We start from the raw sequence: 16,733 nt of genomic DNA on the forward strand, positions 1-16,733 counted from the left end.
GTGGTCGGCTTGATACTGCTCCAGAGCAATTCCAGGAAAAGTGTATAACAGTTTTCCGTCCGGAATTGCGTAAGAACAAATACCCGCTCATTCGGCGGGATTCGATCCTGAACGTCCGTCCGGTTTGCCTGCGGTCAGTTCACGCAGCCATTTGCGATGATGCCGCCACGCCCAGCCGCCGGTCACCCGTCCGCGCGTCATGGCGGGAATGGTGCCGCGCACCCAGATGGCCGAGTAGAAATGGACAATCCAGACGCCGATGATCGCCACGGCAGCGATCGAATGAACAAGCAGCGCCACCCGCTGCTGGCCGATCGTGGTGTAAGCGGCGAAATATTGTTGCCAGATGACGATGCCGCTCGAAATCAGGATGACGATGAGGATCGACATTGACCAGAAGACGAGCTTTTGGCCGGCATTGTACTTGCCGACTTCAGGGACGTTGTCCTCGTGATTGGACAATACATCACGGAAACGGGCGAGCCACGTTCCGTCCTCGGGCCTCCACAAATTGGCCTTCCAGAACCGAAGGAAAAGCCCAAGGAAGCTGAAGAAGAGCAAGACACCGATCCATGGGTGAATGAAGCGCGTGAACTGGCCGCCGCCAAACAGCCCCGACAGGAAGAACAGGCTAGGGTGAAACATGGCAAGGCCGGACAAGGCGAGCAGGATCAGGCTGGCCGCAGTGATCCAATGGTTGATCCGCGCGCCCACCGTGTAGCGGTCCACGATGACTGGCTTGCCGGGATGTACCCGCTCGTTCGGCTTCACGTCATACGCGGCCATCGTTGTCGCCTTCCGTCAGCTCTTCGGCATGCTCCTCATCCGTCTCGGAGACCCTGTTCGGTCCCATGACCAGATGGTGAAGCAGGCCGACGCCGGCCGCCACGCCGAGAATAGTGAGGCCGGCATATTTGGTCACGCCCTTCCACGCCTCCACGAGCGGACTGATCTTCGGCTCCTTCGGCAGACCAGAATAGAGTTCCGGCTGGTCGGCATGGTGCAGCACATACATCACATGCGTCCCTCCGACGCCGGGCGGATCGTAGAGGCCGGCATTCGAATAGCCGCGCGATTTCAGGTCCTTGATGCGGCCGTCGGCGTGCTTTTTCATCTCGTCTTTCGTGCCGAACACGATCGCCTGGGTCGGGCAGGCCTTGGCGCAGGCTGGCCCCTGGCCGACAGCCACGCGGTCGGAGCAGAGCGTGCATTTGTAGGCCGTGTGATCGACTTTGGAGATGCGCGGAATGTTGAACGGGCAACCCTTGATGCAATAGCCGCAGCCGATGCAGTTCTCATGGACGAAATCGACGATGCCGTTCGAATACTGCACTATGGCGCCCGGCGCCGGACAAGCCTTGAGGCAGCCCGGGTCAGCGCAGTGCATACAGCCATCCTTGCGGATCAACCATTCGAGTTCGTTCGTCTCGGGATTGTCCCATTCGCTGTAGCGCATCAGCGTGAACATGTCCGGCGTGAGATCGGCAGGATTCTCATAGACGCCGGCATTGAAGCCGACCTCCGGATGCGTGTCGTTCCACTCGATGCAGGCCGTCTGGCACGCCTTGCAGCCGATGCATTTCGAGACATCGATGAGCTTGGCGACTTCCGTCAATTGCTGCTCGGGCGCGGGAACCGTCGAAGCAGAGCGGCGGATGAGGTCCTTGTCGGAAAAACGCGGTACGGTATCCGTCGTCGAAGGATTTGGAAGTGGAGGAAACATCGCTTACTCCTCCTACGCTACCGGCCCGGCGATGGGCTCGATGTTGACAAGGAACGCCTTGTATTCCGGCGTCTCGATGTTGGCGTCGCCGACAAAGGGGGTAAGCATGTTCGGGCCAAAGCCTTTCTTCGCCGCTCCCGTGAAGCCCCAGTGCAGCGGTATTCCGACGATGTGGACAGTCTTGCCATCGCAGGTGAGCGGCCTGATCCGCTTGGTCACCATGGCCTTCGCCACAACGGAACCGCGCTTCGACCAGACGCGCACCCAGCCGCCTTTGGTGATGCCCTTCTCGGCCGCAAGCTGTTCCGAGATTTCCACGAAAAACTCCGGCTGCATCACCGCATTGACGATGACGTGCTTGGTCCAGAAGTGGAAATGCTCGGTCAGTCGGTAGGAGGTTGCCGCGTAGGGGAACTCCCGCGAAGCCGATTCGGCGAACTGGGCCATATCGCCTTCGAACACCCGCGCTGCGGGGTTTCCGCGGACTTTGGGAGCTATCGGGTTCGCGATGGGCGACTCGAATGGCTCGTAATGCGCCGGGAATGGTCCGTCGCGCATCATGCCCCGGGTAAAGAGGCGCGAGACACCTTCCGGATTCATGATGAACGGGCCGACTTGATCGGGCTTTGCCGTTGGCAAGATGTCGGGGACATCGTAGCCCGACCATTTCGTGCCGTCCCATTCAATCACCTTGCGGCTTGGATCCCAAGCCTTTCCGGTGAGGTCAGCCGATGCCCTGTTGTAGAGAATGCGGCGGTTGGCGGGCCATGAGAACGCCCATTTGGAATAGGCGCCGGTTTCGTCAGGATCGGTGGTGTCCCGCCTGGCCATGTTGTTGCCGTTTTCGTTGAAGCAGCCCGAATAGATCCAGCAGCCGCAGGAGGTGGAGCCGTCGTCGCGCAGCGCTGCGAAGCCCGGCAAGAGCTTTCCGGCCTCCGCCAGCACCTTTGTCGGGTCGGCCGTGTCGGTTACCCTGGCGAGCGCTCTGCCATTGATCTCCTGGGCAAGCTCCTCGGCCTTCGGATCGCCGGGATCGGCATAAGGCCAGTTGAGCTTGACGATCGGATCGGCGAAGGCGCCGCCTTCCTTGGTGTAGAGCTCCTTCAGGCGCAGATAGAGCTGCGCCATAATCCAGGTATCGCGTTTGGCCTCGCCGGGGGGCGTGCCGCCGGCCCAATGCCACTGCAGCCAGCGCCCCGAATTGACCAGCGAGCCGTCGTCCTCGGCGAAGCAGGTAGAGGGAAGCTGGTAGACTTCCGTCTGAATCTGCGAAGGATCGACATCGTTGTACGGCCCGTGGTTCTCCCAGAACCGGCCCGTCTCCGTGTCTAACGGATCCATGATCACGAGATATTTGAGCTTCGAGAGGGACTCGATCACCTTCTTCTTGTTCGGAGCTGCCTGTAGCGGGTTGAAGCCCTGGCAGAAATAACCGTTCATCTTGCCCTGGTGCATCAGCTCGAAAGCCCGCAGCAGATCGTAGCCCGGCAGGTCGAGCTTCGGCAGGTAGTTATAGGCGAAGTCGTTCTCCGGCGTTGCCGCGTTGCCCCACATCGACTTCTGGAAGCTTACGAAGAACTTCCTGTAGTTCTGCCAGTAGCTCATTTGGTTCGGCCGGAGCGGCTTGAAGCCTCGGGTCGACATGTAGGCTGCCAGATCGACCTCCTTCTCAGTCGGCAGCGTCAGATAACCGGGCAGCAGGTTCGACATCAGCCCGAGGTCGGTCAGCCCCTGGATGTTGGAGTGACCGCGAAGCGCGTTCATACCGCCGCCGCGTATACCGATATTGCCAAGAACAAGCTGCAGCATCGCCATGGCGCGGATGTTCTGCGAGCCCTTCGAGTGCTGGGTCCAGCCGAGCGCGTACATCGAGGTCATCGCCTTGGTCGGAGACGATGTCTCGGCGACCATCGCGGCCACCTTCAGGAACCGGTCCTTCGGCGTGCCGCAGATGCGCTCGACCATCTCCGGCGTGTAGACCGCGACATGTTTCTTGAGCAGATTCCAGACGCAGCGGGGATTGGCCAATGTCGCGTCGACAACGGCAAAGCCGTCCGTGCCTATGTCATAGTCCCAACTGGACTTGTCATAGTCTCGCTTCGCCTCGTTATAGCCGGAGAAGAGGCCGTCCTGATAGGTGAAGCCCTCCTTGACGACATACGTCGCGTTGGTGAAGGCCTTCAGATAGTCCCATTGCACCTTGTCGTTCTGGATGCAGTGGTTGATCAGCCCGAGCAGGAAGGCGATGTCCGTTCCCTGGCGGATCGGCGCGTAAAGATCCGACACCGAAGCTGAGCGCGTAAAGCGCGGGTCGATGACGATGAGCTTGGCGCCGCGGTTGGCCTTCGCCTCTGTGACCCATTTGAAGCCGCAAGGATGCGCTTCGGCAGCATTGCCGCCCATGATGACGACGAGATCCGTGTTCTTGATGTCGGTCCAGGAATTCGTCATTGCGCCGCGGCCGAATGTTGGGGCGAGACTCGCCACCGTCGGGCCGTGTCAGACACGTGCCTGGTTGTCGAACACCAGCATGCCCGCGCTGCGGACCACCTTATAGGTCGCGAACGCGGTTTCATTGGTCGAAGCTGAGGCGGCGAGGAAGCCGGTGGTGATCCACCGATTGACCGTCACGCCGTCATTGTTCGTCGCAACGAAGTTCTTGTCGCGATCGTCCTTCATCAGGCGGGCGATGCGGCCGAGCGCGTCTTCCCAGCTTATCGGCTCGAACTTGTCCGAGCCCGGTTTGCGGATCATCGGATGTTGCAGACGGGTCGGCGACTTGACAAATCCGAGCAGGGCCGACCCTTTGGGGCACAAGGTGCCGCGATTGGTCGGATGATCAGTGTCACCCTCGATATGGGTGATCTCGGCCGGCTCGCCCTTTCTGAGATCGCCCTTCGAATACAAGATTATGCCGCAAGCCACCGAGCAGTATGGACAGGTGTTGCGTGTTTCGGTGGCGTTCGCGAGCTTGAAGGCCCGTATCGCCGCCGCGTGTGCGGCCTCGCTATCGCCGAAGCCGAGGGCTCCGAGCGTAGTACCGGCGAGACCCGCGCCTGCTGTTTGCAGGAACGCGCGTCGAGAAAGATCGATGTTCATGGGTTCCTCCCGAAGCCGATGCCCCACGGCAACTCGAACCAACGGTTCAATCCGAGTAACTAGTCTCGGACCAAATAAAATCAATGCCAAAGAGCGAGGTGCGTACGGTGCAGCAAAAATGCTCCTCCGAACCGCCTTCCTGCAGCAGGTTTGTGCCCACAAATCGGCATTGTGTATTATTGTTGAATATTCTTGTCATCTTTTCGTGACCGCGACCGCGATTGACGAAAACGAGCGCATTACCATACAGTAAAGTGTGGCGGTGAAACAGCTCCCGCGGGTCGGGGCGCCTTTCGATCGATACCCAATGACGGCGGTGCCTCGCACGCCGGATACGGTTCTTGCCTTTCCTAACTCAACGAAATCCGCTGAGAGCAAGCGTGCTCCAAACGTGCCATGCATTGGGCGTTCGTATTTTCCATTCCGGTTGACTTTGATCCCTACTAAAGCGTGCCAGCAGAGGAGGCTCGACGATCATGGCAATGGCCCTCTCGCCTGAAATCACCGGGGCGCCCGTTGTGCGCCTGACCAGCCTTGCCCATGGCGGCGGTTGCGGCTGCAAGCTGGCACCGTCAGTGCTGCAGCAGCTTCTCGCCGATCCGGTGGCTGCCAGTCCCTATCATCAGCTTCTCGTCGGCACGGAGACCGGCGACGATGCGGCAGTCTGGCAGCTCGACGGCGCGACTTGCGTCATCGCGACCACCGACTTCTTCATGCCTATGGTAGATGACCCCTACGATTTCGGCCGGATTGCCGCAACCAACGCCCTGTCCGACATCTATGCGATGGGTGGCCGGCCGATCATGGCGCTGGCTATACTCGGCATGCCTCTCGACAAGATCCCGACGCTCATGGTCCGCGAAATCCTGAAAGGTGGCGAAGCTGTCTGCGCCGACGCCGGAATCCCGGTTGCCGGCGGCCACTCGATCGACTCGCCGGAGCCGATTTACGGCCTCGCAGTCATCGGCACATGCCGACCCGGGGATATCCGACGCAATTGTGACACCAGGCCGGGTGACGCCTTGATCCTAACGAAAGGGCTCGGCGTCGGCATCTACTCCGCCGCCATCAAGAAGCAGGCGCTTTCCGAGAGCGGCTACCGCGAAATGATCGCCTCCACCACCCTTCTCAACCGGATCGGATCGGAGCTGGCGCAGGACGCTAGCGTCCACGCCGTCACCGACGTGACCGGATTTGGCTTGCTCGGACATGCCCTCGAGATGGCACGCGGTTCCGGGTGCACGCTGACAATTTGCAGCCACGACGTGCCGCTCTTTTCCGAAGCTGCCTCGCTCGCGGCCGACGGCCACGTCACCGGCGCATCGCGGCGCAACTGGGCGAGCTATGGCGACGCGGTAAGCTTACCTCCCGGCATGCCCGAGTGGCGACGCCATCTTCTCACGGACCCACAGACTTCGGGCGGGCTGCTGGTTGCTTGCGAGACCGACCGCGCTGCGGCGCTGGTCGAGAGGATCGTCGCGGACGGCTATCCTTCGGCTCGCATCATCGGCCATGCCAGGCCCGGCGCGCCGGCAATACCGGCAATAGTAGTAGAGGCCTGAACGGCCGCTCCGCTTCCCGCCAGATGACGGGGCGCGACCTCCAGCTCGCGGCACTCCACCTCCTGCCACCACAGCATCGGCAGGCAAAGGCGCCGTCTGCCCTGTCCACGCTGGATTGGCGGCGAACGCCGCGGACTGTTTTGGTGATCGGATGATCCAATCGAGCCTGAGTTCGCCAGATCATGACTGCGCGCCAGCACGAGCTTGAAACATCAGCGCCTCTGGCCCGGCGAACTGCGCGCTGGCGCCCAGAGCCTCCTCTATCCGGAGAATCTCGTTCCACTTGGCCATGCGTTCGGAACGTGTGATCGAACCAACCTTGAGCTGTCCGGCATTCCAGCCGACGGAGAGATGCGCCACGGTCACATCCTCGGACTCACCCGAGCGCGCCGACACAATTGCGCCAAGGCCAAACCGCTGCGCAGCATCGATTGCGGCCTTGGTCTCCGAAATAGTGCCGGCCTGGTTCGGCTTGATCAGCACGCAGGTGACGAGTTTGTCCCGCGCCGCCTCCTCGACCAGAGCCGCGTTCGTCACCAGCAAGTCATCGCCGACGATCTGCACCCGGTTGCCAACGGCGGCGGTGAATAGGCGGAAGCCCTCCTTGTCATCCTCGGCAAACGGATCCTCGATGGAGAGGATCGGGTAACGCTCGACCCAATCCACCAACATTTCGCCGAGGCCGTCGCGGTCGAGCTCGCGCTTTTCGAGGCCCAGCCGATAGCAGCCGTTCGCGCCGAATTCCGAAGCCGCCACGTCGAGCGCGATGGAGACCTCGTCCCCCGGCGCGTAGCCGGCGCGTTCGATCGCGCGCACCAGGAAATCGAGCGCCTCTTCATTGGCGGAGAAGGCCGGCCACCAGCCGCCTTCGTCCGCGACACCTTGTTGCAGCCCCTTTTCGGCAAGCAGGGCGCCCGCGGCACGGTAGACCTCCGCTGTCCGCTCCATCACGGTTCCGAAATCCGGTGCGGTAGGGCAGATGACTAGGAAGTCCTGGATGTCGACGCGACGGCCGGCATGCGCACCGCCGCCGAAGATCTGGATCTCGGGCACAGGAATCCGCACTGGCCGCCCACCTGCGGCATAGGCCCAGAGCGGCCCACCGGCAGCCGCCGCGGCGGCATGCATCACCGCCATGGACACGGCGATCATGGCATTGCCGCCGAGCCGCGCCTTTTGCGGCGTACCGTCAAGCGCGATCAGAATGCTATCAATATCCTCCTGATCGGCCGCATCCAGGCCAATCAGGGCGCGGCCGATCTCGGCATTGACGTTGCCGACGGCATGCATCACGTCGAAGCCGCCGAGGCGTTGCCCTCCGTCGCGCAGATCGAGCGCTTCGCCGGACCCGGTGGAGGCGCCGGCCGGCGCGATGGCGCGGCCATAAGCGCCGCCCGAGAGCACGATTTCGGCTTCGACGGTCGGCCGTCCCCGCGAGTCCCACACGCGGCGTCCCCGGACGGAAGCAATGGATGTTGTCATGTCTTGTCCACTATTCCAGGCAGGGCCTCGGCCCATCTGGCCCTGACGAGCGAAAGCTCTCCCGCGGGCGTTTCGATCAGCGGAATGGCGAACGCCCGTATACCGCGCTTTATCATCTCATCCTGGATATATTCGACTGGGGATTTGCCGTCGATGCGCGCCAGGAGCAGGGCCGGAAGCAGGGCCGCCGCGCGCGCCTCAAGCTCTGTGAGCGGCTCCCATGTGATCTCGCGGAAATAGGCGTCTCTCAGCGCCTCGAAACTAGCGAGGAAGCCCGCGCGTGCCGACGGCGTCCACAGGCATTTCAGGAGCAGGTGGTTGAGGCAGAAGGCGAGGTCGAATGCCGGGTCGCCGAACCACGCGCATTCGGCGTCGAGGAACACCGGGCCTTTCGGGCCGACCAGGATGTTCTTCGGCGAAATATCGCCGTGGACCAGCGCCTTGCGGTTCTGCAAAGTGCGGTCAACCAGGCTCAGCAAGGCGCCAGAAATCGCCGGATGTTTGGCGGCGGTGAATTCCAGATAGGGCTCAAGCCTTATGGCGCGGAACAATGTATTGTCATTGAAGTCTTGTGCGATCTCAAGATGCCCGGCGGTGCTCGCGTGGATCATGGCCAAGCTTGCGCCGACCTTCGCTGCAAAGGTCGGGTCGGCCCTCCCCGCCTGCAGTTCGCGCTTCCAGACCGGATGGCTGGCTGGCGGCAGGTAGTTCATGACGAAATAGCCCTGCGCCGGATCGTGTGCCAGGATGACCGGCACGGCGTCGGGCGCGGCCATTCCGGCGTGCCTGAACCAGGCGACTTCGCTGGCGTTGCGGCTGACGGGTGCCCGCCAGTCTGCGGCGACACGCAATTTCTCCAGCGCGCGTTTGACGACGAACTCCCGACTTCCGGCTCGCACCAGCCAAATGTCCGATGCGACGCCTCCGGTCAGAGGCGTCAACTCGGGCTCGTTGCCGGCCAGGATCAGCCCAAGTCGCCTGAGGCCGGCGACTGTCGCATCAAGAGCGTCAGTCATGCGGCGGTTCGATCGGCGACGGGTTTTGCAACCACAGACATGATTTCCGCCTGCTTCTCTTTTTCGACTCCCGTCTTGACACATACCTTTCAGGCGTAATATCGACAAGATGATACCAACCTGTCATACAGGTTTGGGAAATTTGACGTTGGAGGATGCCCTGAACGCAGCCATACCCGCCAAGCCTTCCGATGGGCCCAGCCTGGTCAGCAACACGATCGGCGCGATCACAAATCATATCCGCACACATGAGCTGGGCCCTGGCGACCGGCTGCCGAGCGAAGCCAGGCTTTCCAAGGAATTGAGCGTCTCACGCACGGTGGTGCGGGAAGCCTTTAGTTCGCTCGCCGCAATGCGGCTGATCGACTTGAAGGCGGGCCGGCGGGCGACGGTGGCCGAACTCGACTATGGGACGATGTCGCTGGTGATCGAGCACGGGGTTCATACCGAACAGATCACCGTTCAGCAGATCTACGATGTGCGCCGCACGATAGAAACGCGCACCGCCATGCTGGCGGCCTTGCGCAGGTCGCCCGACGAGGCAGAGAGCATCCGCGATCACGCACTTGCCATGCGCGAGCATCTCGAGGATCCGGCTCAGATCATGGAACATGATCTCGCGTTTCACGTCGAGATCGCCAAGGCGGCGAAAAATCCGGTCTTCAGCCTTATCGTCGGAGCATTCGACAGGGTCACGCGCCAGACTTGGCCGATCGGCTGGCGCAGCCGCAGCTCCGACGCCGAGCAATTGGCGATGATCCAGATTCATATCGATCTTGCCGGGTCCATAGTGGCCGGCGACCCGCAATCCGCACGCGACCTGATGGCCAGGCATTTCGACCAAAGCGTCAAAGCCCTGCTGACGGCCGGGATCGCCTGAGGGGAGCGGGCCGATGAAGATCACGAAAATAGAAACACTGCGCATAAAGGAGCGACCCAACCTCCTCTGGGTTCTCGTGCATACGGACGAAGGCCTGGTCGGGCTGGGCGAGACATTCTTCATCGCCGAAACCGTCGAAACCTATATGCACGAATATCTCGCCCCGCGCGTGATAGGGCGCGATCCCTTGCAGATCGACCTTCTGGCCGCCGATCTGATCGGCTATCTCGGCTTTCGATCCACCGGGGCCGAGGTGCGGGGTAATTCCGCCTTCGATATTGCCCTTTGGGACCTGTTCGGAAAGGCGACCGGCCAGCCGATCGCCCAGCTTCTGGGCGGCTTCACCCGGCAGGAAATCCGTACCTACAACACGTGCGCCGGAACCGAATACATCAAGCAGGCGACCGGCCAGACGACGGCCAATTACGGCCTAACCGGAACTGGCGGCAAAGCCTATGACGATCTGAACGGCTTTCTTCATCGTGCCGACGAACTGGCACTGTCGCTGCTGGAGGAAGGCATCACGGCGATGAAGATCTGGCCGTTCGATGCCGCAGCGGAGAAAACCCGCGGTCAGTATATCTCTCAGCCCGATCTGAAGGCGGCGCTGGCGCCATTCGAGAAAATCCGCCACGCGGTCGGCGACAAGATGGACATCATGGTCGAGTTCCACTCGATGTGGCAGCTGCTGCCGGCCATGCAGATCGCCAGGGAACTCGCGCCGTACAGGACCTTCTGGCATGAAGATCCGATCAAGATGGACAGCCTCTCAAGCCTGAAGCGGTACGTGGAGGTTTCGCCGGCACCGATATCGGCCTCCGAGACGCTCGGCTCACGCTGGGCGTTCCGCGACCTTCTGGAAACCGGCGCTGCCGGCATTGTGATGCTTGACGTCAGCTGGTGCGGCGGGCTTTCGGAGGCGCGCAAGATTGCTGCGATGGCGGAGGCGTGGCACCTGCCGGTTGCACCGCACGACTGTACCGGTCCGGTCGTGCTCTGCGCGTCGACCCATCTGTCGCTGAATGCGCCGAACGCGCTCGTCCAGGAAAGCGTGCGGGCCTTCTACAGGACCTGGTATCGCGACTTGGTGACCGCCTTGCCCGAGGTGAAGAACGGCATGATCACCGTGCCTCCCGGTCCAGGCCTCGGCACGGACCTTCACCCGGAGATCGACCGCGCCTTCACGACGCTTCGACGGGTAAGCGACACGTCCACTGTGTGAAATGAATGGATAACGAAGTTTAAGAACGGAGGAGAACCATGAAAAAGCTACTTGTCTCAACCGCCTTGGGTGCAATGATTTTGGGAGGCCTGACAACAATGTCCTCCGCGGACGCCATGAACATCGTGTTCACACACCATTCGTCCGCATCCAATCCTTTCTGGCAGGCAGTCAAGAAAGGCTTCGACGATGCCTGCAGCAAGATCGCCGCGAACTGCCAGATGATCTTCACACAGACCGAAGGGTCGATCGAACAGCAATCGGCCAATATGCAGGCAGCACTTGCCCGCAAGCCGGATGCGCTCATCACCAGCATCGTGGACAACAATGCTTTCGACCAGATCATCAGCGACGCCCGCGCCGCCGGTGTGACCGTGATCGCCTCGAATGTGGACGATACGGAAGGCGCCAAGGGCAATGCCCGTCAGGCCTTCATCGGGCAAGGCTTCATTCCGGCGGGCTATTCGCTCGGCAAGGCGATGTCCGAGAACTTTCCGAAAGACGGCCCGATCAAGGCGCTGGTCGGCGTATCGGCGCCGGGCCAGAACTGGTCCGAGCAGCGGGCAGCCGGCGTGATCAAGTTCCTCGAGGAATTCAAGGCCGCCAATCCGAGCCGCCAGGTCGAGATCAACCGCCTCGATACAGGCACCGATGGCGCAGTCGTCGCCGACCGTGTCGGAGCATATCTGAACGCGCACCCCGACACTACCGTTTATTTCGACACCGGTCTCTGGCACGCTAGCGTCGCCCGGGCTCTGGCCGACCGCGGCGTTGAGCCGGGCAAGATCCTTCTCGGCGGCTTCGACATCGTCGCGGAGGTCCTCCAGCAGATGCAGGCCGGCTATATCCAGGTCGAGGTCGACCAGCAGCCTTACATGCAGGGCTTCATGCCGGTCATGGAGGCCTATCTGGCCAAAAATATCGGCCTTTCTGCCGCGGACATCGATACTGGACAAGGCATCGTGCGCCCGGCCGATGTCCCCAAGCTTTGGGATCTCGCCAAGCAGGGCGTGCGCTAGCGCAACGGGCCCTTTTTGCGCGTTCGAAAGGCCGCGCGCATAGCCGCGCGGCCTGGCACCGAAGGGAAGCTGGAGGATGGCTTGAAACGTCTGCTGAAAATCTATTTCGAGAAGCCTGAGCTCGCCGGCGGCCTGCTGCTGGTGGTCCTCGTCATCGTGTTCCAGGTGCGATCGAACGGCGTCTTTCTAAATCTGGACAATTTGCGTGGAATGCTCGGCCTCCTGCCGGAGATGGGGCTGGTCGCCATCGGTGTGACCATCCTGATGATCTGCGGCGAGTTCGATCTGTCCGTGGGATCGGTTTTCGCGTTGATGCCAATGGTCATGGCAATCGCGATGGAAGGCGGGATGCCGTTCGTCCCGGCCTTATGCGTCGGCCTGCTGGTGGCCGCCACGATCGGGTTCCTGAACGGTTTTCTCACCATCCGCTACGCCATCCCGAGCTTCATCACGACGCTCGGAATGCTCTTCATCGCGCGGTCGCTGACCGTGGTCATTTCCGGCGGCTTCCCCCCGCTTTTACCCAACGACCTCCCTAAATGGCTGTTCACCGCTTTCGTCGGACCGGGCACACTGTTCCGCATGTCCTTCGTCTGGTTCGTTGCGATAGCCTGCATCGCCAGCCTCGTAATGTCGCGAACCAATTTCGGAAACTGGGTGCGCGCCACCGGCGGCTTTCTGCCGGCGGCGAATGCCATGGGCATACCGACAGCGCGGGTGAAGATCGCCTGCTTCATGCTCTGCTCCATTCTCGCCGGCTTTGCCGGCATGATCCAGGTGCTGCGCCTGGGCTCGCCGCTGCCTTCGATCGGCGAGGGGCTGGAATTGCAGGCGGTGGCGGCCGCCGTCATCGGCGGCACGGCACTCACCGGCGGGATCGGGACGGTGATCGGTGGCATTCTCGGAGCCGTGCTGATCCGCGTGATCGACAACGGGCTGGTTCTCAGCCAGGTCGACGCGAACTGGTTCAAATTCGCCATCGGCACCCTGACCATCTTCGCCGTGGTGGCCAACGCCTGGCTGCTCAGGCGCGCCAAGCAGATAAGGGCGGAAACCTGACGATGAATGCTCCGATCATCTCGATCCGTAATTTGCACAAATGGTATTCCGGCGTCCACGCTCTCAAAGGCGTGTCGCTCGACATCTATCCGAACGAGGCGCTGGGCCTGATCGGAGACAACGGCGCCGGCAAATCGACGCTGATCAATATCCTGTCCGGCGTGCAGAAGCAGAACGAGGGCGAGGTGCTGATCGAGGGCAAGAAAGCCCACATCAAAACCCCGCGCGATGCGATGGAACTGGGGATAGAGACAATCTACCAGTACAACTCCATGGTTCCGACCATGTCGATCGCCCGCAACATGTTCATCGGGCGCGAGCCGCTGAAAATGGCGGTCGGCGGTATCGGTGTGATGGATCTGAAGCGGATGCGGCGCGAAAGCGTCAAGGCCATCGCCGACGTCGATTTGCACCTGCGCTCTCCCGATGCCCTGGTCGGCGAGTTGTCGGGCGGCCAGCGACAGGGCGTGGCCATCGCCCGGGCGATGCATTTCAAATCGAAGGTGATGATCCTCGATGAGCCGACGAACCATCTGTCGGTCAAGGAGACCAAAAAGGTGATAGGCTTCGTGCGATCGCTCAAGCAGCAGAACGTCACCGGCATCTTCATCAGCCACAATATGCACCATGTCTTCGAATGCTGCGACCGGGTGGTGGCGATGGCGCGCGGCGAAATCGTCCTGGACAAGCGGATCGGCGAGACCTCGATCGAGGAAGTCCAGGATGTTCTGTAACAGGGGATATCCTGTAGCGGAGGCATGTCCTGTAGCGGAGGGAGGCTCTGTGATCGGAGTAGAACATGCCTGATCTGAGCGGCAAGAAAGTTCTTCTGACCGGAGGGCTGGGGACGCTCGGCCGCGCCCAGGCCCGCAAGCTGTCGGCGGAAGGCGCCGACGTCATCGTGCTCGACCGCCCTGGCATCGAAGGGGCCGAGCAGCGGGCAAAAGAGCTTGGCCCGACCGTCAGCTTCGTCGGCTGCGATCTGAACGATCTTGCGAGCGCCGTGAAGACTGTTGAACAAATTGCGGCGGACGCCGGCATCGATATCCTGATCAACAACGCAGCACTCATCATCAACAGGCCCTTTGCCGAGTTCAGCCTGGAGGAATACGAGGAACAGATCCGCGTGAACTCCTCCGCCGCCTTTGCACTGGTGCAGGGCTGTGCGCCTCACATGAAGAAGAGAGGCTGGGGCAAGATCATCAACTTCACATCGATCACGCTCAACGGCCAGCTCGACGGCTATGTCCCCTATATCGCGTCGAAAGGTGCGCTGCTCGGCCTCACCAAATCGCTGGCGCGCGAGCTCGGCCCGTTCGGCATCTGCGTGAACGCCGTCGCCCCCGGCGCGATCGTATCCGAAGCCGAAGAGCGCGTCTTCGGACACAAGGCCAAGGAGTACAGCGACTGGGTGCTCGACCGGCAGTGTCTGAAGGTCCGCATCATGCCCGAGGACGTGGCCGAACTGGTGCATTTTCTTGCCTCGCCATCCTCCGACAGGATCACCGGCCAGAACATCGGCATAGACGGCGGCTGGTAGGCGGCGTGGATACGCTCGTCCTGCAGGATTCCCGGACCAGGATCGGGATCGTCCCGGAACTCGGTGGCGGCATCGCCTTCATCGAGGCACTTCTGCCGGATGGACGCACGGTCCCCGTCCTGCGGCCATGGACCGGTAACGCGGTGGACGGTCCGTTCGCGTTCGCGTGCAACATACTGGTTCCCTTCTCGAACCGGATATCGGGCGGCGGCTTCGCCTTCGATGGCGTCTTTCATGAGATCGCCCCGAATCTGGCGGGCGAGACATTTCCGATCCATGGCGACGGTTTCCAGCGCGCTTGGGCAATCGAGGCGGCAAGCGGCCAAACCGCGAGCCTCGTCTTGCCGGGAGGAGAGATAGGCCCGTTCCGATACGAGGCCCGGCAGGGATTCCATCTGAAGGACGGAGCTCTGCATGTCGAACTCACGGTCACCAACACGGCGCCGCGACCCTTGCCTTTCGGCGCTGGTTTCCATCCCTGGTTCCCGCGCCTTGCCGAAACGACGCTCTGTTTTCAGGCGTCACAAATCTGGCTGGAGGATGCGCGCCATCTGCCGACCGTACAGGTCGATGTGGCCGCCCGTCCGGAGTGGGATTATTCGGCCGTCCGGCCTCTGCCCAGGGATTGGATCAACAATGCGTTCACACATTGGCCCGGCATCGCCACGATCAATCAGCCGGAGCTGGGCATCTCGATCGAAATCGCGGCGTCGCCGAACCTCGACGTCGCCGTCGTCTACTCACCCGGCTCGGGCGCGGATTTCTTCTGCTTCGAGCCGGTCAGCCACACGATCGATGCACACAACCAACCGGGATATCCCGGATTGAAAATACTGGCGGAGGGTCAGTCTCTGGCTGTCCAAATGACATTGCGATGGCTGCCGGAGTGAAAGCGATCGACTGTGGCCCCGTCTGCTTACTCGCGGCCTTGCCTTGCCTGCCTGGCGGCACCGGCCATAAAGCGCTCGTTCATAAGCTGATGCGCTTCCTCGTCTAGCCGAACCGAATCTCCGGAACACCGGCGATACCAGGCCGGATGGCGAACAGGCCGCCTTCCTGGGGATTTGCAGCCAGATGGTCGGACGTCATCGTGAACCGTGCCGAGGTGATGAACAGTGTCGCCAGTCCGGGTCCGCCGAAGGTACAGCTCGTCGGCCAGGAACAAGGCAGCTCGATCACGCGGTCGAGCGTACCGTCAGGAAGGGTGCGGGTGATACAGGCGCCGCCGACCACGCGGCAGGTCCACACCGCGCCTTCGGCATCCATGCAGGCGCCATCAGGAAGACCGCGCGGAAAGGCATGGCAAAAAGAGCGGCGGTTGCTGATCGATCGCATGTCCGGCGAAACATCATAGATGTAGATCGCATCGTCCACGGTATCGGCGGTTACGAAGCTGCCACCTGGCAGCCAGACCATCCCGTTGGTGATGCCATAGAGATCGTCGCTGAGCAATGTAGTGTTTCCCGATGCGTCGACACGGTAGTAGCGCCCGGCCTTCGTATCGATGTCCTTTGGCGCGCCCGTCTCGGTCAGGTTGCTCTGCATGGTGCCGACCCAGAAGGAGCCGTCCGGCGCTACACGGCCCTCGTTCAGCCGGTTGGCGACGAAATCCGGCTCGGGCACCGCTAAAGTTTCGAACGCGCCCTTGAAATCCCAAAGCGCGACGCGACGCGTCAAGCCGACAATGGCGCCGCCGTCAGCGCGAAGCCCGATCGAGGTCGGGAATTCGTCGACGGCCCACCGCTGTTGCGTGCCGCCTGTGGGATCGCAGCGGCGGATCGCACGGCCGACGATGTCCACCCAGAACAGGCAGTGGCGCTCGACATCCCATACAATGCTCTCGCCGACGATGTCGGTGCCCGGCAGAAGTTGGCGCACGGCACGATCAGTCATTTCCCGGCTCCAGCGGCGCCGCCGCCGAGCACGCCATGTTGCCAGGCCAGGCCGTGCTGGACTTCAGTCATCGAACCAGGCCGGATCGACAATCTCTAGCCCTCCCTTGTCGAAATATTCCGGATGTGCGTCGAAGGGGATGTGCGTCGAAGGCCGGGCCGAGGAAGGCGAAAATCCGGCGCAAATGTGCTTTCAAGGCCAGCTCCGCCGCATCCCGGTTTGCCCCCTCGATCGCATC

Annotated in this window: 14 protein-coding genes; 8 read left to right on the plus strand and 6 right to left on the minus strand. The window is 61.8% G+C overall.

Annotated elements, in window-relative coordinates:
* Window positions 1-87: 87 nt before the first annotated feature.
* Genes EN859_RS15895 through fdnG form a run of 3 tightly spaced genes read right to left on the minus strand, consistent with a single transcriptional unit; the run spans window position 88 to window position 4,822 of the window.
* Window positions 88-786, minus strand: coding sequence for a formate dehydrogenase subunit gamma (locus tag EN859_RS15895; RefSeq protein ID WP_127853840.1), 699 nt, complete (start codon window positions 784-786; stop codon window positions 88-90).
* Entirely contained in the window at window positions 773-1,723 is a 951-nt protein-coding gene (gene fdxH, locus EN859_RS15900) for a formate dehydrogenase subunit beta (RefSeq protein ID WP_127853841.1), read from the minus strand. The genes EN859_RS15895 and fdxH overlap by 14 nt, the downstream gene beginning before the upstream one ends.
* 12 nt (window positions 1,724-1,735) lie before the next feature.
* A complete protein-coding gene (gene fdnG, locus EN859_RS15905) occupies window positions 1,736-4,822 on the minus strand; it encodes a formate dehydrogenase-N subunit alpha (protein ID WP_127853842.1) in 3,087 nt (1,028 codons plus the stop codon).
* Between the two features lie 476 nt (window positions 4,823-5,298).
* Here fdnG and selD point away from each other — a divergent pair, with 476 nt between their 5' ends.
* Window positions 5,299-6,384 (plus strand): selenide, water dikinase SelD, encoded by a 1,086-nt coding sequence (gene selD / locus EN859_RS15910; protein WP_245525589.1) that lies wholly within the window; start codon window positions 5,299-5,301, stop codon window positions 6,382-6,384.
* A gap of 180 nt (window positions 6,385-6,564) precedes the next feature.
* On the opposite strand, the gene eno is transcribed toward selD, so the two are convergent.
* Both eno and EN859_RS15920 read right to left on the minus strand, forming a co-directional pair.
* The gene (gene eno, locus EN859_RS15915) at window positions 6,565-7,866 is read right to left on the minus strand and encodes a phosphopyruvate hydratase (protein WP_127853843.1); all 1,302 of its coding nucleotides are present in this window, start codon (window positions 7,864-7,866) and stop codon (window positions 6,565-6,567) included.
* Window positions 7,863-8,882 (minus strand): phosphotransferase, encoded by a 1,020-nt coding sequence (locus tag EN859_RS15920; protein ID WP_127853844.1) that lies wholly within the window; start codon window positions 8,880-8,882, stop codon window positions 7,863-7,865. The genes eno and EN859_RS15920 overlap by 4 nt, the downstream gene beginning before the upstream one ends.
* A gap of 148 nt (window positions 8,883-9,030) precedes the next feature.
* Between EN859_RS15920 and EN859_RS15925 the strand changes: the two genes are divergently transcribed.
* The 7 genes from EN859_RS15925 to EN859_RS15955 all read left to right on the plus strand — a co-directional run bounded on the left by EN859_RS15925 (window position 9,031) and on the right by EN859_RS15955 (window position 15,492).
* Window positions 9,031-9,762, plus strand: a complete 732-nt coding sequence (locus tag EN859_RS15925; protein ID WP_245525590.1) for a FadR/GntR family transcriptional regulator — start codon at window positions 9,031-9,033, stop codon at window positions 9,760-9,762.
* Window positions 9,763-9,775: 13 nt separating this feature from the next.
* Window positions 9,776-10,984, plus strand: a complete 1,209-nt coding sequence (locus tag EN859_RS15930; protein ID WP_127853846.1) for a mandelate racemase/muconate lactonizing enzyme family protein — start codon at window positions 9,776-9,778, stop codon at window positions 10,982-10,984.
* Window positions 10,985-11,022: 38 nt separating this feature from the next.
* Window positions 11,023-12,003, plus strand: coding sequence for a sugar ABC transporter substrate-binding protein (locus EN859_RS15935; RefSeq protein ID WP_127853847.1), 981 nt, complete (start codon window positions 11,023-11,025; stop codon window positions 12,001-12,003).
* 81 nt (window positions 12,004-12,084) lie between these two features.
* Complete coding sequence (locus EN859_RS15940; protein ID WP_127853848.1) at window positions 12,085-13,062, plus strand: ABC transporter permease; 978 nt, start codon at window positions 12,085-12,087, stop codon at window positions 13,060-13,062.
* Between the two features lie 2 nt (window positions 13,063-13,064).
* On the plus strand, window positions 13,065-13,796 hold the full coding sequence (locus EN859_RS15945; RefSeq protein ID WP_127853849.1) for an ATP-binding cassette domain-containing protein: 732 nt from the start codon (window positions 13,065-13,067) through the stop codon (window positions 13,794-13,796).
* 65 nt (window positions 13,797-13,861) lie between these two features.
* Window positions 13,862-14,602 (plus strand): SDR family oxidoreductase, encoded by a 741-nt coding sequence (locus EN859_RS15950; RefSeq protein WP_127853850.1) that lies wholly within the window; start codon window positions 13,862-13,864, stop codon window positions 14,600-14,602.
* A gap of 5 nt (window positions 14,603-14,607) precedes the next feature.
* Complete coding sequence (locus EN859_RS15955; RefSeq protein WP_189502003.1) at window positions 14,608-15,492, plus strand: aldose 1-epimerase; 885 nt, start codon at window positions 14,608-14,610, stop codon at window positions 15,490-15,492.
* A 103-nt stretch (window positions 15,493-15,595) separates the two neighbouring features.
* Here EN859_RS15955 and EN859_RS15960 read toward each other — a convergent pair whose 3' ends face one another.
* Window positions 15,596-16,495: an SMP-30/gluconolactonase/LRE family protein gene (locus EN859_RS15960; protein ID WP_127853852.1), complete on the minus strand. Its 900-nt coding sequence runs from the start codon at window positions 16,493-16,495 to the stop codon at window positions 15,596-15,598.
* Window positions 16,496-16,733: the final 238 nt, after the last annotated feature.

This window comes from Mesorhizobium sp. M00.F.Ca.ET.216.01.1.1, assembly GCF_004010325.2.
Lineage (GTDB): Bacteria > Pseudomonadota > Alphaproteobacteria > Rhizobiales > Rhizobiaceae > Mesorhizobium.